The organism is Pseudomonas sp. AU11447 (assembly GCF_001672555.2).
In the GTDB taxonomy this organism is placed as follows: domain Bacteria; phylum Pseudomonadota; class Gammaproteobacteria; order Pseudomonadales; family Pseudomonadaceae; genus Pseudomonas; species Pseudomonas nitroreducens.
The window spans coordinates 207,306-229,237 of record NZ_LZDG02000017.1; the positions used below are offsets into that span (position 1 = coordinate 207,306).

19 protein-coding genes are annotated in these 21,932 nt (G+C 64.8%); 18 read left to right on the plus strand and 1 reads right to left on the minus strand.

The window, feature by feature from the left end:
• Window positions 1–8: 8 nt before the first annotated feature.
• From rfaP to A6723_RS01665, 13 genes are read left to right on the plus strand one after another with little or no spacing between them, the layout of a single operon-like run.
• The gene (rfaP, locus tag A6723_RS01605; RefSeq protein WP_054909991.1) at window positions 9–815 is read left to right on the plus strand and encodes a lipopolysaccharide core heptose(I) kinase RfaP; all 807 of its coding nucleotides are present in this window, start codon (window positions 9–11) and stop codon (window positions 813–815) included.
• Window positions 815–1,549: a lipopolysaccharide kinase InaA family protein gene (locus A6723_RS01610; RefSeq protein ID WP_054909990.1), complete on the plus strand. Its 735-nt coding sequence runs from the start codon at window positions 815–817 to the stop codon at window positions 1,547–1,549. The genes rfaP and A6723_RS01610 overlap by 1 nt, the downstream gene beginning before the upstream one ends.
• Window positions 1,546–2,301 (plus strand): lipopolysaccharide kinase InaA family protein, encoded by a 756-nt coding sequence (locus tag A6723_RS01615; RefSeq protein ID WP_054909989.1) that lies wholly within the window; start codon window positions 1,546–1,548, stop codon window positions 2,299–2,301. The genes A6723_RS01610 and A6723_RS01615 overlap by 4 nt, the downstream gene beginning before the upstream one ends.
• Window positions 2,298–3,785 carry a lipopolysaccharide kinase InaA family protein gene (locus A6723_RS01620; RefSeq protein ID WP_054909988.1) on the plus strand — a complete coding sequence of 496 codons (1,488 nt, stop codon included), beginning with the start codon at window positions 2,298–2,300 and terminating at the stop codon, window positions 3,783–3,785. Before A6723_RS01615 ends, A6723_RS01620 begins: the two co-directional genes overlap by 4 nt.
• Window positions 3,786–3,790: 5 nt before the next feature.
• The gene (locus tag A6723_RS01625) at window positions 3,791–5,548 is read left to right on the plus strand and encodes a carbamoyltransferase (RefSeq protein WP_054909987.1); all 1,758 of its coding nucleotides are present in this window, start codon (window positions 3,791–3,793) and stop codon (window positions 5,546–5,548) included.
• Window positions 5,532–6,662 (plus strand): glycosyltransferase, encoded by a 1,131-nt coding sequence (locus tag A6723_RS01630; protein ID WP_054909986.1) that lies wholly within the window; start codon window positions 5,532–5,534, stop codon window positions 6,660–6,662. The genes A6723_RS01625 and A6723_RS01630 overlap by 17 nt, the downstream gene beginning before the upstream one ends.
• 33 nt (window positions 6,663–6,695) lie before the next feature.
• Window positions 6,696–8,294, plus strand: a complete 1,599-nt coding sequence (locus A6723_RS01635) for an aldolase catalytic domain-containing protein (RefSeq protein WP_054909985.1) — start codon at window positions 6,696–6,698, stop codon at window positions 8,292–8,294.
• A gap of 8 nt (window positions 8,295–8,302) precedes the next feature.
• Entirely contained in the window at window positions 8,303–9,046 is a 744-nt protein-coding gene (locus A6723_RS01640; protein ID WP_054909984.1) for a 3-deoxy-manno-octulosonate cytidylyltransferase, read from the plus strand.
• Window positions 9,046–9,717, plus strand: coding sequence for an HAD family hydrolase (locus A6723_RS01645; RefSeq protein ID WP_054909983.1), 672 nt, complete (start codon window positions 9,046–9,048; stop codon window positions 9,715–9,717). The genes A6723_RS01640 and A6723_RS01645 overlap by 1 nt, the downstream gene beginning before the upstream one ends.
• A gap of 5 nt (window positions 9,718–9,722) precedes the next feature.
• The gene (locus A6723_RS01650; protein WP_256234481.1) at window positions 9,723–10,616 is read left to right on the plus strand and encodes a lipopolysaccharide core biosynthesis protein; all 894 of its coding nucleotides are present in this window, start codon (window positions 9,723–9,725) and stop codon (window positions 10,614–10,616) included.
• Entirely contained in the window at window positions 10,613–11,569 is a 957-nt protein-coding gene (locus A6723_RS01655) for a glycosyltransferase (protein WP_064979544.1), read from the plus strand. Before A6723_RS01650 ends, A6723_RS01655 begins: the two co-directional genes overlap by 4 nt.
• A gap of 35 nt (window positions 11,570–11,604) precedes the next feature.
• Window positions 11,605–12,471 (plus strand): glycosyltransferase family A protein, encoded by an 867-nt coding sequence (locus tag A6723_RS01660; RefSeq protein ID WP_082450410.1) that lies wholly within the window; start codon window positions 11,605–11,607, stop codon window positions 12,469–12,471.
• Between the two features lie 11 nt (window positions 12,472–12,482).
• Window positions 12,483–13,703 carry an O-antigen ligase gene (locus tag A6723_RS01665; protein ID WP_256233586.1) on the plus strand — a complete coding sequence of 407 codons (1,221 nt, stop codon included), beginning with the start codon at window positions 12,483–12,485 and terminating at the stop codon, window positions 13,701–13,703.
• On the opposite strand, the gene A6723_RS01670 is transcribed toward A6723_RS01665, so the two are convergent.
• Window positions 13,687–14,337 carry a lipopolysaccharide kinase InaA family protein gene (locus A6723_RS01670; RefSeq protein WP_054906312.1) on the minus strand — a complete coding sequence of 217 codons (651 nt, stop codon included), beginning with the start codon at window positions 14,335–14,337 and terminating at the stop codon, window positions 13,687–13,689. The two genes, A6723_RS01665 and A6723_RS01670, sit on opposite strands and share 17 nt — an antisense overlap.
• 100 nt (window positions 14,338–14,437) lie before the next feature.
• On the opposite strand from A6723_RS01670, the gene msbA reads away from it, so the two are divergent.
• From msbA to A6723_RS01695, 5 genes are all read left to right on the plus strand, one after another.
• Complete coding sequence (gene msbA, locus A6723_RS01675) at window positions 14,438–16,270, plus strand: lipid A export permease/ATP-binding protein MsbA (protein WP_054906313.1); 1,833 nt, start codon at window positions 14,438–14,440, stop codon at window positions 16,268–16,270.
• A gap of 22 nt (window positions 16,271–16,292) precedes the next feature.
• Window positions 16,293–17,189, plus strand: a complete 897-nt coding sequence (locus A6723_RS01680) for a GNAT family N-acetyltransferase (RefSeq protein WP_054906314.1) — start codon at window positions 16,293–16,295, stop codon at window positions 17,187–17,189.
• A 175-nt stretch (window positions 17,190–17,364) separates the two neighbouring features.
• A complete protein-coding gene (locus A6723_RS01685; RefSeq protein ID WP_054906315.1) occupies window positions 17,365–18,777 on the plus strand; it encodes a PIG-L deacetylase family protein in 1,413 nt (470 codons plus the stop codon).
• 64 nt (window positions 18,778–18,841) lie between these two features.
• Window positions 18,842–20,266, plus strand: a complete 1,425-nt coding sequence (gene hldE, locus A6723_RS01690) for a bifunctional D-glycero-beta-D-manno-heptose-7-phosphate kinase/D-glycero-beta-D-manno-heptose 1-phosphate adenylyltransferase HldE (RefSeq protein ID WP_054906316.1) — start codon at window positions 18,842–18,844, stop codon at window positions 20,264–20,266.
• 247 nt (window positions 20,267–20,513) lie between these two features.
• Window positions 20,514–21,797: an acyl-CoA dehydrogenase family protein gene (locus tag A6723_RS01695; protein WP_054906317.1), complete on the plus strand. Its 1,284-nt coding sequence runs from the start codon at window positions 20,514–20,516 to the stop codon at window positions 21,795–21,797.
• The last annotated feature ends 135 nt before the right edge of the window (window positions 21,798–21,932 follow it).

A 21,932-nucleotide genomic window follows, 5' to 3' on the forward strand; every position in this document is an offset into this window, starting at 1 on the left:
GCGTCGCCATGAAACTTGAATTGCACGAGCCCTTCAAGACCCTCTGGGCCGGCAAGGACCCGTTCGCCGAAGTCGAGCGCCTGCAGGGCAAGGTCTACCGGGAACTGGAAGGCCGCCGCACGTTGCGCACCGAAGTCGACGGGCGCGGTTTCTTCGTCAAGATCCACCGCGGCATCGGCTGGGGCGAGATCGTCAAGAACCTGTTCAGCGCCAAGCTTCCGGTGCTCGGTGCAGGCCAGGAGCAGCGCGCCCTGGAGCGTCTGCACCAGGCCGGCGTGGCAACCATGACCTCGGTGGCCTATGGCGAGCGCGGCGGCAACCCGGCCAGCCAGCATTCCTTCATCGTCACCGAGGAACTGGCGCCGACGACCGACCTGGAAGTCTTCTCCCTCGACTGGCTGCAGGCGCCGCCCGAGCCACGGCTCAAGCGCGCGCTGATCGCCGAGGTGGCGAAGATGGTCGGCACCATGCACCGCGCCGGGGTCAACCACCGCGACTGCTACATCTGCCACTTCCTGTTGCACACCGATCGCCCGATAAGCGCCGATGACCTGCGCCTGTCAGTGATCGACCTGCACCGCGCCCAGACCCGCAGTGCCACGCCGCGCCGCTGGCGCAACAAGGACCTGGCCGCGCTGTACTTCTCGGCGCTGGACATCGGCCTTACGCGTCGCGACAAATTGCGCTTCCTGCGCGGTTACTTCCAGCGGCCGCTGCGTGACATCCTCCGCGAGGAAGCTGCGCTGCTGGCGTGGATGGAGCGCAAGGCGGCCAAGCTCTACGACCGCAAACAACGTTACGGAGACCTGCTCTGATGGCCGGCTGGGTACTCGAAGCCGACTACCAGCACCTCGCCGCCGATTTCGGCAGCCTGGATGCCGTGTTCGCCCTCGAAGGGGAGCGCATCACCAAGGACGCGATGTCCGATGTCGTGCGCGTGGAGCGCGATGGCGTGCGCTACTACGTCAAACGCTACCGCAAGCCGGGCAAGGGCTTTCGCCGCTTCCTGCCGCGCCCCCGGGTGAAGGCCGAGTGGCAGAACCTCAAGCAGTTTGCCAAGTGGGGTATACCGACCGCGCAGGTGGTGGCTTACGGCCTGGAGCGCGCCAACGGCGGCTTCTCCCGTGGCGCGATCATCACCCGCGAGCTGGTCGGCACCGAAGACCTGCACGCCCTGGCCAAACAGGACGATCCGCGCCTGAAGGATCGCGCCTGGGTCGCGCATGTCATGCGCCAGCTGGCCGGCTACACGCGGACCATGCATGACCACCACTTCACTCACAACGACCTGAAGTGGCGCAATATTCTGGTCGACGGGGAGGGCACGGTGTACTTCATCGATTGCCCGATCGGTGATTTCTGGGTCAGCTTCATGCTGCGCTACCGGATCACCAAGGATCTGGCCACCCTCGACAAGGTCGCCAAGTACCATCTCTCCTACACGCAGCGCCTGCAGTTCTACCTGCTGTACCGGCGCCGCGAACGACTGAACGCGTCGGACAAGAAACGTGTCCGGCAGATCGTCCATTTCTTCGAGGGACGCGAGTGAAGGACTTCATCGCCAGCGACGACCAGGACCTGCTGGAAAGTAATGCCCTGGCCGATTTCGATGCCCTGTGGGACCTGGAACTGGTGGCCGTCGACGAGCCCAACACCGAGCGTGGGGGCTGGAGCAGCGTCTATCGCCTGGAGCTGGACGGCACCGCCTACTACCTCAAGCGCCAGAGCAACCACCTGACCCGCAGCCTGAAGCGCCCGCTGGGCGAGCCCACCTTTAGCCGCGAGTTCCGCAATATCCAGCGCTACCACCAACTCGGCATTCCCTCGATGCAGGCGGCCTTTTTCGGCGCGCGGCAGGTCGGCGGCGAGCGACGGGCGATCCTCATGACCCGTGCCCTGGATGGCTGGCGTGATCTGGACAGTCTGCTGCAAGGCTGGTCGAACCTGCCTGCCGAGCGCCGCCAGGCAGTCCTGCGTGCCTGTGGCATGCTCGCCCGGCGCCTGCATGAGGCCGGGCAGATGCACGGCTGCTTCTATCCCAAGCACATCTTCCTGCGCGAGACCGACGACGCCTTCGAGGCGACCCTGATCGACCTGGAGAAGACCCGCCCGCTGTGGTTCGGCCAGCGCGACCGCGTCCGTGACCTGGAGCCGCTGCTGCGCCGCGCGCCGGACTGGAACGAGGCCGACGTACGCAACCTGCTGGCGGCTTATCTGGGTACTGCCTCGGGTGGCCCGGAGGTCGACGACTGGTATCGCCGCCTGGGCGCCCGCCGCAAGAAGAAGGAAAACCGCGCATGAGGCTGTCCGCCCTGCGCGATGCCGGCCGCGCTCCGGCGCTACCGCTGCGCATCGAACTGGAAGACGGCGCCGGCCCGGCCGAGTTGCGCCTGGACAGCCTGTTGCGGGTACTGCCCGGGCAGCGTTACGTCGGCGCGGCCAATTGGCGCGGTCGCCCGGTGTTGGCCAAGTTGCTGGTCGGTAGCAAGGCTGCGCGCCATTTCCAGCGTGAGCGAGACGGCGTGCGCCTGCTCGCCGAGCAGGGCCTGACCACACCGCAACTGCTGGCCGATGGTCTGAAGGATGGCGAGGGCGGCTGGTTGCTCTTCGAGTTCCTCGACAACGCCCAGAGCCTCTGGGATGCCTGGCGCGCCGTGGAGGGCGAGCCACTGCTGTCCGATGGCCAGACCGCCGTCATTGCCGAGGCGCTGACGGCCATCGCCCAGCTGCATGCCAAGGGCCTGTGGCAGGAAGACCTGCACCTGGACAACCTGCTGCGCCACGCCGGCAAGCTCTACCTCATCGATGGCGCCGGCATCCGCGCGGAAACTCCCGGCCAGCCGCTGTCACGCAAGCATGTGCTGGAAAACCTCGGGGTGTTCTTCGCCCAGTTGCCGGCCAGTCTCGATCCTTTCCTCGAAGAGCTGCTGATCCACTACCTGCTGGCCAATGGCGAGCACGCGTTGCCACTGGAGGCCCTGCAGAAGGAAATCGCCAGGGTGCGCCGCTGGCGCGTGGGCGATCTGATGAAGAAGATCGCCCGCGATTGCAGCCTGTTCAGCGTCTTCAAGGGGCCGTTCGGCCTGCGCGCGGTGCGCCGCGAGGAAGAGTCGGGCCTGCAGCCGTTGCTGGCCGATCCCGACGCCTTCATCGGCAAAGGGCATATCTACAAGACCGGCGGTGCCGCCACGGTTGCCCGAATCGAGCTCGACGGCCGGCCGTTGGTCATCAAGCGTTACAACATCAAGAACCTGCTGCACTGGTTCAAGCGCTTCTGGCGCCCGAGCCGCGCCTGGGCCTCCTGGCGCGAAGGCAATCGCCTGGACTTCCTCGGTATCGCCACGCCCAAACCCCTGGCGGTGATCGAGCGGCGCTGGCTGTGGCTGCGCGGTCCGGCCTTCCTGATTACCGATTACCTGGCGGGTCAGGATATAATCGCCCGTTTCAAACCCTACCTGGATCAACCGGAGGGCGGCGGCCTGCCGCCGGAAACAGACCTTGCAGCCCTGGACAGACTGTTCGCGGCGCTGGTGCGCGAGCGCATCAGCCACGGCGACCTGAAGGGGCACAACCTGTTCTGGCAGGAGCAGGGCGAAGGCGGGCAGTGGTCGTTGATCGACCTGGATGCCATGCAGCGCCACTCGCGAGAAGCGAGCTTCGCCCGCGCCTATGCCCGCGACCGTGCGCGCTTCCTGCGCAACTGGCCAGAGGGCAGCGCATTGCACCAGCTGCTCGACGAACGTTTACCGCGGGTGCCTGGCACCCGCCCAGATGAAAGAGGCTAGACCCTGTGGCATTGACCATCCTCGGCCTGTCCGGCGCCGTAAGCCATGACCCTTCCGCCGCCCTGTACATCGACGGCAAGCTGGTCGCGGCCGTCGAAGAAGAGCGCTTCGTCCGCGACAAGCACGCGAAGAACCGCATGCCCTACGAGTCGGCCAAGTTCTGTCTGGAACAAGCCGGGATCAAGCCGTCGGACGTTGACGTGGTGGCCATTCCCTTCGCCCCCATCAGCATCTTCGACAAGGCCCGCTGGCACTACGCCAAGCGCTACGCCTACGCGCCGGACCGCGCGCTGGACGCCATCCTGCTCGGCAACCGCCGCTACCACCGCTACTACAAGCGCATCCAGTGGTGCCTGCAGCAGCTGGGCTTCGACCTGAAGAAGGTCAAGATCCAGCCGGTCGAGCACCACCTGGCCCACGCCTCCAGCGCCTACCACTGCTCGGGCTTCAAGGAGAAGACGGCGATCCTCGGGATCGACGGTAAGGGCGAGTACGCCACCACCTTCTTCGGCTACGGCGAGAACGGCAAGATCCACAAGATCAAGGAGTTCTACGATCCGGACTCCCTGGGCGGCCTGTACGGCGCGCTGACCGAATACCTCGGCTTCGACATGCTCGACGGCGAGTTCAAGGTCATGGGCATGGCGCCCTACGGCGATGCCAGCAAGTACGATTTCTCCCGTCTGGCCAAGTTCGAGAACGGCGAGCTGATCATCAACACCGATTACGCCAACGTCATCGGCTTCCGTCGCTACAAGGAAAAGGGCAAGGGCTACTACTTCTCGCCCAAGCTGATCGAGTGGCTCGGCCCGAAACGTGAAGGCGACATCGCCGACGACCCGTATATCCATTACGCCGCCAGCATCCAGGCGCTGTTCGAGAAGCTGGCGCTGGAGATGATGGATTACTACCTGGGCGACATCATCCGCGAGACCGGCAAGATCGCCTTCGCCGGCGGCTGCGCGCTGAACGTCAAGCTCAACCAGAAGATCATCGCCCGTCCCGAGGTCAAGGAGCTGTACGTGCAGCCCGCGGCCAGCGACGCCGGCACCGCGGTTGGCGCGGCGGCCTATGTCTCCTGGGAGCGTGGCGTGCCGGTCGAGAAGATGGAGCACGTCTACCTCGGCCCGGAATACAGCAACGAAGACGTCATCGCCGCCTGCGCCCGCCACGAGGCCAAGCCGCAATGGCGCAAGATCGACAACGTGCCCGAGCACATCGCCAAGGTGCTGGTCGAGGGCAACCCGGTGGCCTGGTTCCAGGGCCGCCTGGAGTTCGGCCCACGCGCCCTGGGCGGTCGCTCGATCATCGGTTGCCCGAGCATTGCCGGCGTCGCCGACCGCATCAACGCGCAGATCAAGTTCCGCGAGCGCTGGAGGCCCTTCTGCCCGTCGATGCTGGATACCGTCGGCCCGCAGATGTTCAAGATCGACCATCCGGCGCCCTTCATGACCTTCACCTTCGAAGTCAACGAAGAGTGGAAGACCCGCGTGCCGGAAGTCGTCCATGAAGACGGCACCTCCCGCGCCCAGGTCCTCAAGCGCGAGTTCAACCCGCGCTACTACGACATGATGAAGGAGCTGGAGAAGCTCACCGGCAACGGCGTGGCACTCAACACCTCGCTGAACCGCCGTGGCGAGCCGATGGTCTGCTCGCCGACCGACGCGCTGAACATGTTCTACGGCTCGGACCTGCAATACCTGATCATGCAGGACATCCTGGTCGTCAAGGACGGCGTGGAGTCCCATGACTCGGTCGGCTGAACCGCGCGTTCTGCAGTTCTGCCATGGCTATGACGGGCCGTTCCTCGACTGTGCCCGTCAGTACGCCAGCCTGTTCGCAGGCACCGGCTACCGGGTGACCACGGTGTTTCTCACCGGTGTGCCCGACCCCGAGGTCGTGGCTGGTTGTGCCAGCGACGAAGTGCTCTTCCTCGACTACAGCTCGCGGGACATCCGCGGGCTGAAGCTCAAGGCCATCCGCGATCTGCGCGAGATCGCCCGTTCCCGCGATTTCCGTTTCTGCATTGCGCACCGCTTCAAGCCGACCTGGATCGCCATGCTCGGCACGAAGCTGCCAATCATTGGTGTGCACCACGGTTTCGGCGATTTCCAGCGCTTGGGGCGCAAACTGTTCGCGCGCTTCTTCGCCGAGCGCCTGAGCCTGCTGGGCGTTTCCAATGCCGTGCGTGACGAAATCCGCGCCTGCCTGCCGGCCTGGCCGCAGGAGCGCATCGAAACGCTGTACAACCGCGTCGACGTCGATGCGCTGCAGGCCATGCAGGTCGATCGCTATCCGGCGCGCCAGCACCTGGGGCTGGCGGACAACGCCTGGGTGGTCGGCAACGTCGGCCGCCTGCATCCGGACAAGGACCAGGCCACCCTGCTGCGCGGTTTCGCCCGCGCCCTGCCGCGTCTGCCGCACAACAGCCTGCTGGCGATTCTCGGCAAGGGACGCCTGGAGGATGAACTCAAGGACTTGGCGCGTGAACTGGGCATCGCCGATCGCGTGCTGTTCCTCGGCCAGGTTCCTGACGCCAGGCGCTACTTCAAGGCGTTCGACGTATTTGCCCTGACCTCCGATCACGAGCCGTTCGGTATGGTCCTGCTGGAAGCGATGGTTGCCGGTGTGCCGCTGATCTCCACTTCGGGCGGCGGTGCTGGCGAGATCGTCGAAGGGCTGGGCATCCTCTTCCCGCTGGGCGACGATGCGGCGCTGGCAGAGGGCCTTCGGCACCTGTCGGTTCTGGACCGCGAGCAGCGGTTGATGTGTGCGCAACAGATGGAGCAGCGCCTGCAGACGCGCTTCTGCGATGAGGCGGTGCGCCGGGAGTTCTGGAGTCTGCCGCTGGTGAAGGCTATTGCCGGCGGTAGCTGACTCGTTACCACATCACGCTCGAGGGACGAACACGTGAACGACTCCAAGACCTTTCTGCTGGATTGCACGCTGCGCGACGGCGGTTACTACAACAATTGGGATTTCGATAGCGAACTGGTCCATGACTACTTGCAGTCGATGGCGTCCGCCGGTATCGATTACGTCGAGCTGGGCCTGCGCGGCTTTGCGCGCCATGGCTTTCGCGGCGGCTATGCCTACAGCAGCGATGCGTTCCTGAGCAGTCTGCCGCTGGTGGATAGCGTCTGTTACGGCGTCATGGTCAACGCCAGCGAACTGGTTCAGCACGAAGACGGTGCGCTATCTGCTGCCAAGCTTCTGTTCGCGGCGGCACTCGACTCGCCGGTCGGGCTGGTACGCATCGCCAGCCATGCCCACGAGTTCGAAGCTGTGCTCCCAGCCTGCCAGTGGCTGATGCAGCAGGGCTACAAGGTCGGTATCAACCTGATGCAGATCGCCGAGCAGTCGGACGACACCATCGTCCGGATGGCCCAGGCCGCTCAGCAGTTCGATCTTGACGTCCTGTATTTTGCCGACAGCATGGGAAGCCTGTCACCGGGAGACGTGCGCAGGATCATCGGCCTGCTGCGTCAGGGTTGGAAAGGCGCACTGGGTATCCACGCCCACGACAATCGCGCCCTGGCTCATGCCAATACGCTCGAGGCGCTTGACGCTGGCGCCACCTGGTTGGATGGCACTGTGCTGGGCATGGGGCGCGGACCGGGCAATGCGCGTACCGAGTACCTGGCGCTGCAGCGTGGCAGCGGAAATCTTTCGCCGTTGTTACAGTTGGTCGCGCAGCGCTTCCAGCCCATGCAGCAGCGCTATGGCTGGGGTACCAACCCTTACTACTACCTGGCTGGGCAGCACGGCATCCATCCCACCTACGTTCAGGAAATGCTCGCCGACTCCCGCTACAGCAATGACGATTTGCTGGTCGCGATTCAGGCACTGCGCTCTAGCGGCGGCAAGAAGTACAACCCGGACACCCTAGAAGCCTCGCGCCACTTCTACCATGGCGAGCCTCATGGCGAGTGGGCGCCCCGGGAGCTGCTCGAAGGGCGGGAAGTTCTGCTGCTGGGAAGTGGCGAAGGCGTGGCACGGCACCGTGAGGCGATTGAGCAGTACATCCGCAAATCGCGGCCGGTGGTTCTGGCCCTGAACACCCAGGCGGATATTGCCCCGGAGCTGATCGACCTGCGCGCCGCCTGCCATCCCCTGCGCCTGATGGCTGACGGCCAGGAACACCTGCGACTGCCGCAGCCGCTGATTACGCCGGCAGGCATGTTGCCAGTGGATGTCCGCAATTCACTCGATGGCAAGGCATTGCTGGACTTCGGTCTGGCTATCGATACGCAGGGCTTTGGTTTCAACTCTCGGCACTGTACATTGCCGACGTCTCTGGTTGCCGCCTATGCGCTGGCTGTGGCCGCCAGCGGCAAGGCTCAGCGAGTGCTGCTGGCGGGCTTCGACGGCTATCCAGGGGAGGACCCGCGCAATGCCGAGGTCAACGACATGCTGGAGCTGTATCAGGCGCACGCCTGTGCCCCGGAACTGCTCGCCGTGACTCCGACCCGCTATCAGATTCCCTGTTCTTCCATTTACGCACTCTGAGTCGCCCCATGCTCTCCACGTCCGATTACGCCGTCATCATCCCCGCCCGTTACCAGTCCAGCCGCCTGCCCGGCAAGCCGCTGGTGCAGCTCAACGGCGTGCCGATGATCGTGCGGACTTATCGGCAATGCCTCAAGGCGTGTCCCGCCGAGCACATTCATGTGGCCACCGATGACGATCGCATCCGCGAGGTGTGCGAGCAGCACGGCATCTCCGTGTTGATGACCTCCTCGCAATGCCTGACCGGGACGGATCGCCTGGCGGAGTGTGCGCAGCAACTGGACGCGAACATCTTCATCAACGTCCAGGGCGATGAGCCGGTCTTCAATCCCGACGATCTGCGCCGGATGATCGAGGCTTGCGGCCGATGGCCGGGCGAAGTGCTCAATGGTTATTGCGTCATCGATGAAGAAGCTCAGTTCCGCAGCACCAGCACGCCCAAGGTCGTGCTGCGCCCGGATGGTCGCCTGCTGTATATGTCGCGCGCGGCCATTCCCGGCACCAAGAGCAACGAGTTCGTTCGCGGCTGGCGCCAGGTCTGCCTGTACGCCTTCCCGCGCGAATCCCTGGCGGCCTTCGCCGCCTGCGATGGCAAGACACCGCTGGAGAGTCTTGAGGACATCGAGATCCTGCGGTTCCTCGAACTGGGCTGGGAGGTGCGGATGCTGGAGCTGTCCCAGGACTCCATCGCCGTGGACAATCCAGAAGACGTGGCCGCTGCCGAGGCAGCCATTCTGGCGCGGGGGCTTTGATGCTGCGCCGGCTCGCTGATTATCGCTGCCTGGCGTTCGATTGCGATGGCGTCGTGCTTGACTCCAATGCCGTAAAGACCGAGGCCTTCCGTCACGTCGCGCTTCCCTTTGGGGAGGTCGCCGCGCAGGCGTTCGTCGATTACCACCAGGCCAATGGCGGTATTTCTCGCTACCGCAAGTTCGAATATTTCCTGCAGCAGATCGTCAAGGCGAACGATGCGCAGGAGCATCTGCCGGTCCTGCTCGCCCAGTACGCCAGCGCCGTGCGCCAGGGCCTGCTGGAGTGCGCCGTCGCGCCCAGCCTGCAGGAGCTGCGCGAATACCTGCCGCAGACCCGCTGGATGATTGTCTCCGGTGGCGATGAGGCGGAGTTGCGCGATGTTTTCGCCGCGCGGGGGCTGGACGTGCTTTTCGACGGTGGAATCTTTGGCAGCCCGACGGCCAAGGACAGCATCCTCGCTCGGGAGCAGGCCTGCGGAAATCTCGCGGGCCCGGCATTATTCCTGGGCGATAGCCGCTTTGACCATCAGTGTGCCGCCGCTGCCGGGCTGGATTTCGTCTTTCTGCAAGGCTGGAGTGAGTTCCATGACGCTCCCTCCTATTTCTCCGACAGGCCAGTCACCCAGTATCACGACATCCAGGCTCTGTTCGAGGCTGACAGAGCGCGATGAGTATCGTGGCCCTGGAAGTCACACGCTCCGGCGAGCGCGGTCTGCGCCTGCCGGATAGGCAGTACCGCCCGCTGCCTTCCTGGGAGCCTTTGCGCGGCAGTTGCAGCGGCCCGGTATTCGTCATCGCGTCCGGCCCTTCGGTGAGCGAGTTCCCGATGCAGCGCTACGCTGGCGTGCCGATGATCGCCATGAACGGTTCCATTGCCTGCTTCGAGACTACCGGCCTGAACCCGCTGTTCTATCTGTGCGACGACGCGGGGGTGGCGGAAAGCAAAAGCGCAGCCCTGGCCAGCGGTATTCGACTGTCACGCTGGTCCGCACTGAGCCTGGATTCGATGCAGCGCCTGTATGAGAAGGAACCCCTGGCGCTGGAGGCCGAGAGCCTGCTGCTGATGGAACGCGTCAATCGCTGGATCGGTGTGCCGCGACGCTCTGATCGCGCATTCGCCTGGGCAGCCCGCCGCGATCCGGACTTCGTCATGCGCTGGTCGCTGCTGAGTCAGACTGCCAACCGCATCGGCTTCAGTCGCAATTACGCGCGCGGTTACTTCAATGCTAGGACCATCGCATTCGCCGCCATTCAGCTTGCATATTTCCTCGGATTCGACAAAGTTTTCCTGGTCGGAGTCGACATGAACTCGTCGCTGGGCCAGTTCTACGATCCGGAGGGTACTCAGGTCAAAAGCCGGCTGGACGGTGATTTCAGCGGGCACATTCTGCCGCACTTCGAGATCCTGGCGCGGCGGATCGTCAACCCCGGATTCCAGGTGTTCAATCTTTCCCGAGACAGCCGCCTGCCCGACAAGTTGATTCCCAAGGTCAGCCTCGGGCAGGTCGATGATCTGATCGGCTTGGCGGCATCGCAACCATTGGCTCCTGAGGTGGGCAAGTCGGTATGAAGGTTCTGTTCCTGGTCCAGAAAGAACAACGCGCCATTCTCGATCGTCTGTATGACGGTATCGCCGAACATTGCGACTGCGACCTGCGCTGGTTGAGCAGCGACGAGCAGGCCAACCTGCGCCGTTACTTCCGCGAGCAGGTGGATGTGTCGAAGTACGACCGTATCCTGTTCTTCCTGCGCTTCAAAAAGGAAATGCGCCAGGCATCATTCATCCGCAGCGTGCCCAACCTGGTCATCCTCGAGCACGATGCCTACCAGAACTACATTCCCTGCAAGTACACCGGCAAGTTCAGCGCCCACTACCGCCGCCTGCCCTGGGCCCGGGTGATCAGCTCGGGCTTCATGGTCAGCGAGCGGTTGCGCCAGGAAGGCTTCGATGCGGTCTTCGTGCCCAAGGGCTACGACCAGGACCTGCTGCATGACCTGGGGCGGGAACGGGATATCGAACTGGCCTTCGTCGGCAGCACCGGCAGTGTCGCCTACAGCGGTCGCAAGGCGCTGCTGGACGAGCTGGGCCAGGTGGAAAACCTGCTTGTGACCAAGACCAACTCGGGCGAGGACTACCTGAACACGCTCAACCGAATCCGCTTCTTCGTCAGCGCGGATGTCGGGATGGGTGAGTACATGATCAAGAACTTCGAGGCCATGGCCTGTGGCTGCGTGTTGCTGGCGTATGACCAGGGCGAAGCGGAAAACCGTGCGCTGGGCCTGCAGGACCAGCACAACGTGGTGCTCTATCGTGATGTGCCGGAGCTGCGCAGCAAGCTGCAGATGCTCAGGGAAGACCCGCAACGCGCGGCACGTATCGCCGAGGCCGGGCGGGCGCTGGCGGTTGAGGGCTTCGGGTTCAGCCAGATCGGTTCGCGGATCGTCCATGCGATGGCTGCCCCGCTGCGCGAAAGGCCCAGGCCCGGTATTCTGGAGCATTGGCGTCAGGTTCTGGGGTTCTGACCTGTGGCCGTTTCCTGCCGGTTATTGAGGTGTCTGTGGAATACCCGCTGATTTCCGTGCTGGTGCCTTGCTACAACCGCGAACGTTACATCGAAGAGACGCTGCTGAGCATTCTCCGGCAGGACTACCCGAACTTCGAACTGATCGTGGTGGACGACGGGTCCCAGGACAGCAGTGCCGAAAAGATCGAGGCGCTGCGGCAATGCCATGGCTTCCAGTTCTACCGCCAGGCCAACCAGGGCGTCAGCGCCGCACTCAACACTGCCCTGGGTCATGCCCGTGGCGAGTTTGTTGCGACGCCGGACTCCGATGACGTCATGATGCCGGGGCGCCTGAGCCTTCAGGCGAACTACCTGCGCGAGCACCCGGAAGTTGGCTGCCTGGGCGGTCGTGCGGCCTACATCGATGCCGAGGGCCGTCACCTCAAGGGCGGTCCGGGCAACGGCGTGCGCCGTTACGGTTTCGACGAACTGCTTGGGCAGGCCATCGCCGTCGGCGCCACCGTGGCTATGTATCGCCGCGAAGCCATGGAGCGGGTCGGTGGTTACGATCCACAGATCCGCATTCAGGATTTCCAGATGACCCTGAAGATCGCCCACCAGGGCTACCGGGTCGAAGTCCTCCCGGAGGTCGTCAGCGGCTACCGTCGTCATGAGGGCAACCTGTCGAGGACGGCGTACAAGAAGCAGCTCGATTACGACTGCATGGCGGTCGCGCCTTATCGTGATCACCCAGCCTACGCCGCCGGCCTGACCTGTATTTTCAACAAGGCGCTCAAGCAGTCGGTTGTCTGTGACAAGGGCTACGCCTGGTCCCTGCTGTTGCAACTGCCGCCGTGGCGCTGGAATCGCGTTACGCTGCGGCGGATTCGTCATCTGTTGTTCAAGTTCGGGCGAGAATAAGAAGTTTGCCGATGAAGGATGTGATTACCCACGCCTGGAATGCCTGGTGTCCGCGATTGACTCCCATGGGCGCGAGCCAGAGCAGGGGGAGCCGTATAGCCGAGGCCATGTTGGGGGTCGGTGTGCTCTGGAGTATCGCCGGCGTCATGCTGACGCCGAGCATGAAGTTCTACTTCCAGATGGTCGCGCTGTTCGTCTACCTGCCGTCGCTGTGGTTTTGCATCGCCCGCCGCGACGAGCTTGGGCACCTGCTGCGGGCCCATAAGGAAATGGGGATTCTCCTGGCGCTTTTCGGTTGGGCGGTTCTCTCGCTGCTCTGGTCTTCGTCGGGAAAGCCGTTGGGGCAGCTCAAGAGCGTTTCGCTGTTCATGTTGTTCGTCTTCGGCTGGGTGCTCTGGGCTCGCGCGGACGAGCGCCGCTTGCGCCTGTCGATGCTCTCCCTGGCGCTGGTGGTTGGTGCCTACAGCGTTGCGGCACTGCTGTTTGCGCCGGTGTATGGCGGCGGGCGGGTGAATGGTTTTGGCGGCTTTTTGGATAACCCCAATGCGGCAGCCTATTCGATCGCCTTCGTGACAGTGATGTGCGTACCCCTGCTTCCGCGTCGTGGCTGGAGGCAGTTGCCCTGGGTGCTGCTGCTGCTGGTGTCGCTGGTTTACGTGGCGCTGTGTGGCAGCCGTGGGGCACTGCTGGCGCTGATGGTCACGGCAATCTTCAGTCTAAGCCTGGTGCCGGGACGGATAGCCAAGTTGCTACCGTTGCTGCTGCTGGTGGGGGGGGTAACTCTGGTCGTCGTTGAGCCGGGCCTGCTGGCGCGTGGCGATGCACAACGTTTTGAGTTGCTGCGCAGCGCCTGGCCGCAGATTCAACAGCATTTCTGGCTTGGTGTGGGGTTGGGGAGCGACTACACGGTGACCAGCGGGCGCTCCGTCTACGAAAACGGCGCCCACAACTTCCCGGTGCACACCGCGATCCAGTATGGCGTGCCGGCGCTGGGGGCTTTCCTGCTGCTGTGGGGCATAATCGGCTATCAGGCCTGGCGTTGCCGCTCGCGGGCACTGGGCTTGTCGGTGATGCTGCTGTGGGTGTTTTCCAGCGTCGCCATGCAGTTCGACGTGTTCAGCCTGTGGGAGCGCACCCGTGCCATGTGGTTGATGCCCTGGGTGGTTATTCTGTTGGGGCTGAGCCTGGAGCGCTGGCCGCAAGTGCGGCCGGCGGTCATGGAGTCGAATTGAGGAACTGCTTGAGTTCGGACAGCGACCAGCGGACCTGGCTGCGGGAAAGATAGGCCTGGGACAGGCTGTCGGTGTTGCCCCGTTGCAGCCATTGGCGGTCGCTGTCGTAGCGCAGCATGTGAGCGAAATTGCGTTTGCGCTGCTGGCGTGACAGGGCGCGGCGCTGCTTCTTCATATCGGCGAGGTCGATCAGGCCCAGCGTGCCTTCGGGGGTCTTCACCACATTGCCCAGGTGCAGCGAGCGGAAGTAAACGCCCTGGTCATGCAACTCTGCGATCAACTCGCCCAATTGGGCCGCCAGATGCGCATCCGCTTCTCCGGCGGCAATCACCTGACGCAGCGTGTCGCCCGGTAATGGCTGATAGTGCACCGCATCGCGGGCGATTTCTGCAATGCGGTAGACCGCGATGATCCGCGGGCAGGGCACCGCCAGGCGCTGCAATGTCTCGGTGTTGTCGGCGAAGCGCTGCGCGTAGGGATAGAGCGCGGCAGAGGAAATCAGTCGCTTGCGCCGGAACAGCTTCAGAAAGTTGCCATCGGCCAGGCACAGGACCTTGTCGCCATGCTTGTCGGCTTCCAGCACCCGGGCGCCGGCGCGCAACGCTTCGTAGGCGGAGAGAGCAAGGTCTTGCATAACGGGTTCCTGAATCGATAGCCGGCTATAGTAGCCCACCCGCCGGGCAAACGAGAGCGCTGTGTTATAATCGCCGACCTTTTAAGCGTGCGATTCCTACATGTCCGGTAAAGAACCCCAGGCAACTTCCAGCCTGAAGATCTACTTCCGACTGCTGTCCTATGTGCGCCCGTATATCGGGATGTTCCTGCTCAGCATCATCGGCTTCCTGATCTTCGCCGCGACCCAGCCGATGCTGGCGGGCATCCTCAAGTATTTCGTCGACGGCCTGGCCCATCCGGATGCCAAGCTGTTCCCCAATTCCTCCGTGGCCTGGCTCAGTGACCTATCGCTGCTCTACGCAGTGCCGCTGTTGGTGGTGCTGATCGCCGTCTGGCAAGGCGTTGGCTCCTTCCTCGGCAACTACTTCATTGCCAAGGTTTCCCTGGGGCTGGTGCAGGATTTGCGCATTGCGCTGTTCAACAACCTGCTGACCTTGCCCAACCGCTATTTCGACAGCAACAACTCCGGCCACCTGATCTCACGCATTACCTTCAATGTGACCATGGTCACCGGCGCGGCCACCGATGCCATCAAGGTCGTGATCCGCGAAGGCATGACCGTGGTCTTCCTGTTCCTCTCGTTACTGTGGATGAATTGGAAGCTGACCCTGGTGATGCTCGCCATCCTGCCGATCATCGCCGTGATGGTGACGACCGCCAGCCGCAAGTTCCGCAAGCAGAGCAAGAAGATCCAGGTGGCCATGGGCGATGTGACCCATGTGTCCTCCGAGACCATCCAGGGCTATCGCGTGGTCCGCAGCTTCGGCGGCGAGCCCTACGAGCGTGAGCGCTTCCGCCACGTGACCAGCGAGAACACCAGCAAGAACCTGCGCATGAACAAGACCTCGGCGATCTACACGCCGATGCTGCAGCTGGTGATCTACAGCGCCATGGCCGTGCTGCTGTACCTGGTTCTGCTGCTGCGGGGCGATGCCACCGTCGGCGACCTGGTGGCGTACATCTCCATGGCCGGCCTGCTGCCCAAGCCGATCCGCCAGCTCTCCGAAGTCAGCTCGACCATCCAGAAGGGCGTGGCCGGCGCGGAGAGCATCTTCGAGCAGCTCGATGAGCAGCCCGAAGTGGACAACGGCACCGTCGAGCGTGACCGCGTACAGGGCCGCCTGGAAGTGAAGAACCTCAGCTTCACCTACCCAGGCACCGAGCGGAAAGTCCTGAACGAACTGAACTTCAGCGTCGAGCCGGGCCAGATGGTGGCGCTGGTTGGCCGTTCCGGCAGCGGCAAGTCGACGCTCGCCAACCTGATCCCGCGCTTCTATGACCACAGCGAAGGGCAGATCCTGCTCGATGGCACGGATGTCGAAGACTACAAGCTGACCAACCTGCGCAAGCACATTGCCCTGGTGACCCAGCAGGTCAACCTGTTCAACGACAGCGTGCTCAACAACATCGCCTACGGCGACCTGGCCAGCAAGCCGCGCGAAGCGGTGGAGAAGGCCGCCGACGACGCCTTTGCCCGCGAGTTCATCGACCGTCTTCCTGAAGGCTTCGATACCGAAGTCGGTGAGAACGGCGTGATGCTCTCCGGCGGTCAGCGCCAGCGCCTGGCAATTGCCCGCGCCTTGCTCAAGGATGCGCCGGTGCTGATCCTCGACGAGGCGACTTCGGCGCTGGATACCGAGTCCGAGAGGCACATCCAGGCCGCCCTGGAGAAGGTCATGGAAGGCCGCACCACGCTGGTCATCGCCCACCGCCTGAGCACCATCGAGGCGGCGGACCTGATCCTGGTGATGGACCAGGGCCATATCGTCGAGCGCGGCAGCCACGACGAACTGATCGCGCAGAACGGCTACTACGCCCGCCTGCATGCCCGTCAGTTCGCCGACGACCCGGTCGACGGGACCGAAGAAGCACCGGTCGAGCAACCGGTATGACGGCAGTGGGGAATCGCCGTCCATGCTGAACCGCCTGCGCGTCTTCCGCGAGCGCGGCTGGACCTCCCTCAGCGCCGCCGATTACGCCGCCGCCTGGCAGCGCTTCGGCGGCAGCGTCGCGACCCATCCGGACGTGGTCGAACGTCTCGCCGCCCTGGCCGGTATCCCGGTGCGCTACCTCGGTTGGTTCGAAGGCGACGAACTGCGCGCCGCCGTGCCCACGTGGGGGCGCAGCCTGGCCTTGTCCAAGGACGTGCTCAAGCGCGAAGGCAAGAAGGCGCTGTTCGACCTGGGCAACGCCGAGATCATCCTGCCGATCGCCGAGGGCGCGCGCATCGAGTTGCGCCATCAGGTGCGCTATCTCTCGGAGCTGAACCGCGAGCAGGTCAGCGACGCCCGCGAGCAACCCGAGCAGTTGGCGATGAATCGCGCGCCAGCGGATTTCTCGAAGAAATTCCGCTACAACCAGCGCCGCGAACAGCGTTTGCTGGAAGAGGCGGGCGGCGTGCTGCAGCCGATGAGCGCGCTGAGCCCCGAAGAGCAGGCGAGCATCTACGCCGACCTGTTCCAGCGCCGCTGGGAATTCGAGGTGCCGGGCAAGGCTCGGCTGGCCGAAGTGTTCAGCCTGATGCGCGAGTTCATGCGTGGTTCGCTGGTGCGCCTGGACGGCGAGCCGGTGGCGATCCAGATTCTTTACAGGGTCGAGGCGCCGAAATGGATCAGCGTCGAATATATCAATGGCGGCGTGGCACCGGAGAACCGCGAGTTCAGCCCCGGCAGCGTGCTCAGCTTCGTCAATACCCAGGAGGCCTGGGCCGAAGCCGAAGCGCTGGGCAAGCCGCTGCGCTATTCCTTCGGCCGCGCCGACCGCGAGTACAAGGACCGCTGGTGCCACCGCGTGCCGGTGTTCCAGGTCTGACCCCGCTTTTCGTAGGAGCGAGCGTGCTTGCGAACCGCATGACACGACAGTGCCAGGTGGAACACCGTTCGCGAGCAAGGGCCAGGCGCGCCCTCGCTCCTACAGTTCGTGTACGGTGCCTTGGCCCGTGCGCAGGAGTGGACTCCGTCCGCGATCGGTTTCCACGGAGAACGACATGACCGCCCGCAAACAGCACCTGCTCAAACAGCACCGCCGCAAGAAGCGTGTGATCCTGCTCGTCGCCCTGCTGGCGCTGATCCTGCTGGGTATCTTCGCGCCCTGGTGGAGTGTGCCGCTGGCCGTGTTGCTCGGCTGGGTCGCCCATGAGGCGTGGTTCGCCGATCACCTGTTCTACTCGCCGCGCGACGACTATCGCTACGACTTCCCCAACGGCTCCATCGCATTGCCGGTCTCCCTGGGCCCGCACGGCTTGCACGTTGCCACCGGCGCGTTGCCGGAGCGGGAAGAGACCCTGGTGCTGGAGGTCGAGGTGAAAGCCTCGCTGCTCGGCCGCTGGCTCGATCCGCAGGTATTGATCGAGGGCGTCGAGAACGACCGCCAGGACTTCGAGCGGGGTGTCAGCGGCAAGCGCTACATCAACCTCTCCGGCCAGGGTGCAGCGTTGCGTGCCGGGCACCTGCGCATCCGCAGCCGCCATTGCCGGCTGGCGCAACAGGGTGTGCTGCACGCCTTCGACAATCCCGATTACGCCCGGCAGCGCCTGCTGATCATCGCCCCTCACGCGGATGACGCCGAGCTGGCTGCCTTCGGCCAGTACAGCCGTTGCCCGGAGGCCTGGATCGTCACCCTGACCCAGGGCGAGATCGAGGCCGAATACTACCAGCGTCTCGGGCTGGGCAAGGCCGAGGCCGCCAGGCTCAAGGGCCGGCTGCGCACCTGGGACAGCATTGCTGCGCCGCTCTGGGGTGGCGTGCCGGCCGAGCGTTGCGTTCAGTTGGGTTACTACTGCCTGCAACTGCCGGCCATGGCTGCCGAGCCGAGCCAGGCGTTCGGCTCGAAAGAGTCCGGTGAGACCGACATCCGCAGCGTGCGCAGCTTCAATCCGTTCGCGCTGCCGGCCGACAGCGACGGCGCACCGACCTGGCTCAATCTGGTGGCTGACCTGACCACGCTGATCGAGCACATCCGCCCGGAGGTGATCCTTACCGCCCACCCGGAGCTGGACCCCCACGCCGACCACGTGCACGCCACCCGCGCGACCCTGGAAGCGATCGAACGCAGCAGCTGGAAGCCGCAGACCCTGCTGCTCTACGCCAACCACCTGCACGACAACGACCGCTGGCCCATGGGCCCGGCCGATGGTGGCATCGCCCTGCCACCTTGTATCGAGGCATTGCCGGCTGACCCGCTGTGGAGCCCGGTGCTGGATGCCGCGACGCGCATCGACAAGGCCCAGGCCCTGGCGCTGCAGCACGACCTGCAGACCCCGCTCACCGGCAAGAAGCGCCTGCGCCGGCTGATCCAGCGGGTGCTCGCCGGTCGCCAGTGGCCGGTCACCGGCGACGACGAGTTCTTCCGCAAGGCGGTGCGTCGTCACGAGCTGTTCTGGGTGCGCAGACTGCCCTGACCGGCGCAAGTCGCACCGGGCGGCTATGGTATTATCCGCGGCGATTTCGACCTGCGGAGTTCCCATGAAATTGACCATGCCCCGATTCGATCAGGCCCCTGTGCTGGTGGTAGGCGACGTGATGCTCGACCGCTACTGGCACGGCGCGACCTCGCGCATCTCGCCCGAGGCCCCGGTGCCCGTGGTGCGGGTCGAGCAGCATGAGGACCGCCCCGGTGGCGCCGCCAACGTCGCGCTGAACCTCGCCGCCCTCGGCGCCCCGGCTTTCCTGGTCGGCGTCACCGGCGTCGACGAAGCTGCCGACAGTCTGAGCGACAGCCTGCAGGCCGTGGGCGTGACTACCCGCTTCCAGCGCATCGCCGGCCAGCCGACCATCGTCAAGCTGCGGGTCATGAGCCGTCACCAGCAACTGCTGCGCGTGGACTTCGAGGAAGCCTTCCGCACCGACGCGGTGGCGCTGTCCGCCGACGTCGAGGCGCTGCTGGACCAGGTCCGCGTGCTGGTGCTCTCCGACTACGGCAAGGGCGCGCTGAAGAATCACCAGGCGCTGATCCAGGCCGCCCGCCAGCGCGGTATCCCGGTGCTGGCCGACCCCAAGGGCAAGGACTTCGCCATCTACCGTGGCGCCAGCCTGATCACCCCGAACCTCTCCGAATTCGAAGCCATTGTCGGTCGTTGTACCGATGAGGCCGATCTGGTCGCCAAAGGTCAGCAACTGATGACCGAGCTGGAGCTTGGCGCCTTGCTGGTCACCCGAGGCGAACACGGCATGACCCTGCTGCGCCCCGGTCACAGTGCCCTCCACCTGCCGGCCCGCGCCCGTGAAGTGTTCGACGTCACCGGCGCCGGCGACACGGTGATTTCCACCCTGGCCGGCGCCATCGCCGCCGGTGAGGACCTGCCGCAGGCCGTGGCCCTGGCCAACCTGGCTGCTGGCATCGTCGTCGGCAAGCTCGGTACCGCCGCCATCAGCGCCCCGGAACTGCGCCGCGCCGTGCAGCGCGAGCAGGGCTCCGAGCGTGGTGTGCTGAGCCTCGACCAACTGCTGCTGGCCATCGAGGACGCCCGCGCCCACGGCGAGAAGATCGTCTTCACCAACGGCTGCTTCGACATCCTCCATGCCGGCCACGTGACCTACCTGGAACAGGCGCGCGCCCAGGGCGACCGCCTGATCGTCGGGGTCAACGACGACGGTTCGGTCACCCGCCTGAAAGGCCCGGGCCGCCCGATCAACAGCGTCGACCGCCGCATGGCAGTACTCGCCGGCCTCGGCGCGGTGGACTGGGTTGTCAGCTTCGGCGAAGACACCCCCGAGCGCCTGCTCAGCGAAGTCCGCCCGGACGTACTGGTGAAAGGTGGCGACTACGGCGTCGAGCAGGTGGTCGGTGCCGACATCGTCAAAGCCTACGGCGGCGAAGTCCGCGTGCTGGGCCTGGTGGAAAACAGCTCCACCACCGCCATCGTCGAGAAGATTCGCCACCAGGGCTGATCTGCTTTCGCTTGCCTGGGTCGTTCCAGCAGGGAACGCCTTTTGTAGGAGCGAGCTTGCCCGCGAACAAACCCCGCTGCGGGGCCATTCGCGAGCAAGCTCGCCCCTACAGACTCCCATCACCCCAGGTAGCCCCGTATACGCCCCACTGACCGCTCTGCCAGCGACCAACGGCAAAGCGGTCATGGTTCCCCCGCCATTTCCCGGCGCATGATCGGGGCATCCACCCTCCGCGGAGCGAGATGCCATGACCACCGACGTGCAGGGCCGCGCCCTGGCCGTGCTGAACCGTGTCGCCCAGGCCGATTGGCCGGACCGACTCAAGCTGCGCAAGCCTTTCGAAAGACTGCTCTACAGCGGCAGCCGCACCGGTTTCCGGCTGGCCAGCGAGCGCGCCGCCAAGCAGCCCAAGACCCCACGCAAGGCCGATCCCGATGGGCTGTTCGACCTGTCCCTGTCCGACGAGCAGCAGATGTTGGTGGAGATGCTCGAAGGCTTTGCCGCCGAAGTGCTTCGCCCGGCCGCCCATGAGGCCGACGCCAAGACCACTCTCAGCCTTGAGTTGCTGGCCCAGGCGCAGGAGCTGGGGCTGACCCACTATGGCGTCAGCGAAGTGCACGGCGGCATGGCCGGCGAACGCACCGTGGTGACCAACGCGCTGATCGCCGAATCCCTCGCCCGCGGCGACCTGAGTCTGGCTGCCGCGCTGCTGGTACCGTTGTCGGCGGCCAACTGCATTCGCCGCTGGGCCTCGCCCGAACAGCAGGCGCGCTGGCTGCCGGCCTTCGTCGCCGAGGAAGCTGCGCCGCTGATCGCCATCGCGGTGAACGAGCCGCAGTTGCTGGCCGACCCGCAGCGCCTGTCCACCAAGGCGCGCAAGCGTGGCTCGAGCTACACCCTGTCTGGCGAGAAGTGCCTGGTGGTGCGCGGCGTGGATGCGCAGAAGCTGATCGTCGCCGCGGATGCCGGCGACGGCCCGGCGCTGTTCCTCGTCGATACCCGTGCCAAGGGCGTCGAAGTGCGTGCTGAGCCGGCGATGGGGCTGAAAGCCACCGGCACCGCGCGGGTTCGCTTCAAGGGGGTGAGAGTCCCGGCCGAACAGCGGTTGGCAGCCGAGCGCTTCGACTATCAATCCTTCCTCGATTACACCGCGCTGGCCTGGTGTGCGCTGGCCGTGGGCACCGGGCAGGCTGCGCTGGACTACGTGATCACCTACTGCAACGAGCGCGAAGCCTTCGGCGAGCCGATCAGCCATCGCCAGGGCGTGGCCTTCATGGTCGCGGATATCGCCATCGAACTCGACGCCATGCGCCTGATGGTCTGGCGCGCGTGCGCGCTGGCCGAGCGCGGGCAGGCTTTCCATCGCGAGGCTTATCTGGCGAAGCTTCTCTGCGCCGAGAAGGCGATGAAGATCGGTACCGACGCGGTGCAACTGCTCGGCGGCCATGGTTTCACCCAGGAACACCCGGCCGAGCGCTGGTACCGCGACCTGCGCGCCGTCAGTTTGATGGCCGGCGGCCTACACCTGTAACGCGGGCTCATCGCTGCTGTGCTCGCCCAGCCGGCGTTGGAAACGAACTCGGAATGCTCATTTACAACTGTAGACTCCGCTTCCTCGTCCGTTTCCGCCTTGGCTGCGCTTCGCTCGCAACGCGATGAGCTCCGC

Excerpts from the sequence above, each read along its gene's own strand:
- A6723_RS01665 (WP_256233586.1), top strand. The coding sequence starts at position 12,483 with ATGAAGGATGTGATTACCCACGCCTGGAATGCCTGGTGTCCGCGATTG.
- A6723_RS01630 (WP_054909986.1), top strand. The coding sequence starts at position 5,532 with ATGACTCGGTCGGCTGAACCGCGCGTTCTGCAGTTCTGCCATGGCTAT.
- A6723_RS01620 (WP_054909988.1), top strand. The coding sequence starts at position 2,298 with ATGAGGCTGTCCGCCCTGCGCGATGCCGGCCGCGCTCCGGCGCTACCG.
- A6723_RS01640 (WP_054909984.1), top strand. The coding sequence starts at position 8,303 with ATGCTCTCCACGTCCGATTACGCCGTCATCATCCCCGCCCGTTACCAG.
- rfaP (WP_054909991.1), top strand. The coding sequence starts at position 9 with ATGAAACTTGAATTGCACGAGCCCTTCAAGACCCTCTGGGCCGGCAAG.
- A6723_RS01685 (WP_054906315.1), top strand. The coding sequence starts at position 17,365 with ATGACCGCCCGCAAACAGCACCTGCTCAAACAGCACCGCCGCAAGAAG.
- A6723_RS01670 (WP_054906312.1), bottom strand. The coding sequence starts at position 14,337 with ATGCAAGACCTTGCTCTCTCCGCCTACGAAGCGTTGCGCGCCGGCGCC.
- msbA (WP_054906313.1), top strand. The coding sequence starts at position 14,438 with ATGTCCGGTAAAGAACCCCAGGCAACTTCCAGCCTGAAGATCTACTTC.
- A6723_RS01655 (WP_064979544.1), top strand. The coding sequence starts at position 10,613 with ATGAAGGTTCTGTTCCTGGTCCAGAAAGAACAACGCGCCATTCTCGAT.
- A6723_RS01680 (WP_054906314.1), top strand. The coding sequence starts at position 16,293 with ATGCTGAACCGCCTGCGCGTCTTCCGCGAGCGCGGCTGGACCTCCCTC.
- A6723_RS01610 (WP_054909990.1), top strand. The coding sequence starts at position 815 with ATGGCCGGCTGGGTACTCGAAGCCGACTACCAGCACCTCGCCGCCGAT.
- hldE (WP_054906316.1), top strand. The coding sequence starts at position 18,842 with ATGAAATTGACCATGCCCCGATTCGATCAGGCCCCTGTGCTGGTGGTA.
- A6723_RS01695 (WP_054906317.1), top strand. The coding sequence starts at position 20,514 with ATGACCACCGACGTGCAGGGCCGCGCCCTGGCCGTGCTGAACCGTGTC.
- A6723_RS01645 (WP_054909983.1), top strand. The coding sequence starts at position 9,046 with ATGCTGCGCCGGCTCGCTGATTATCGCTGCCTGGCGTTCGATTGCGAT.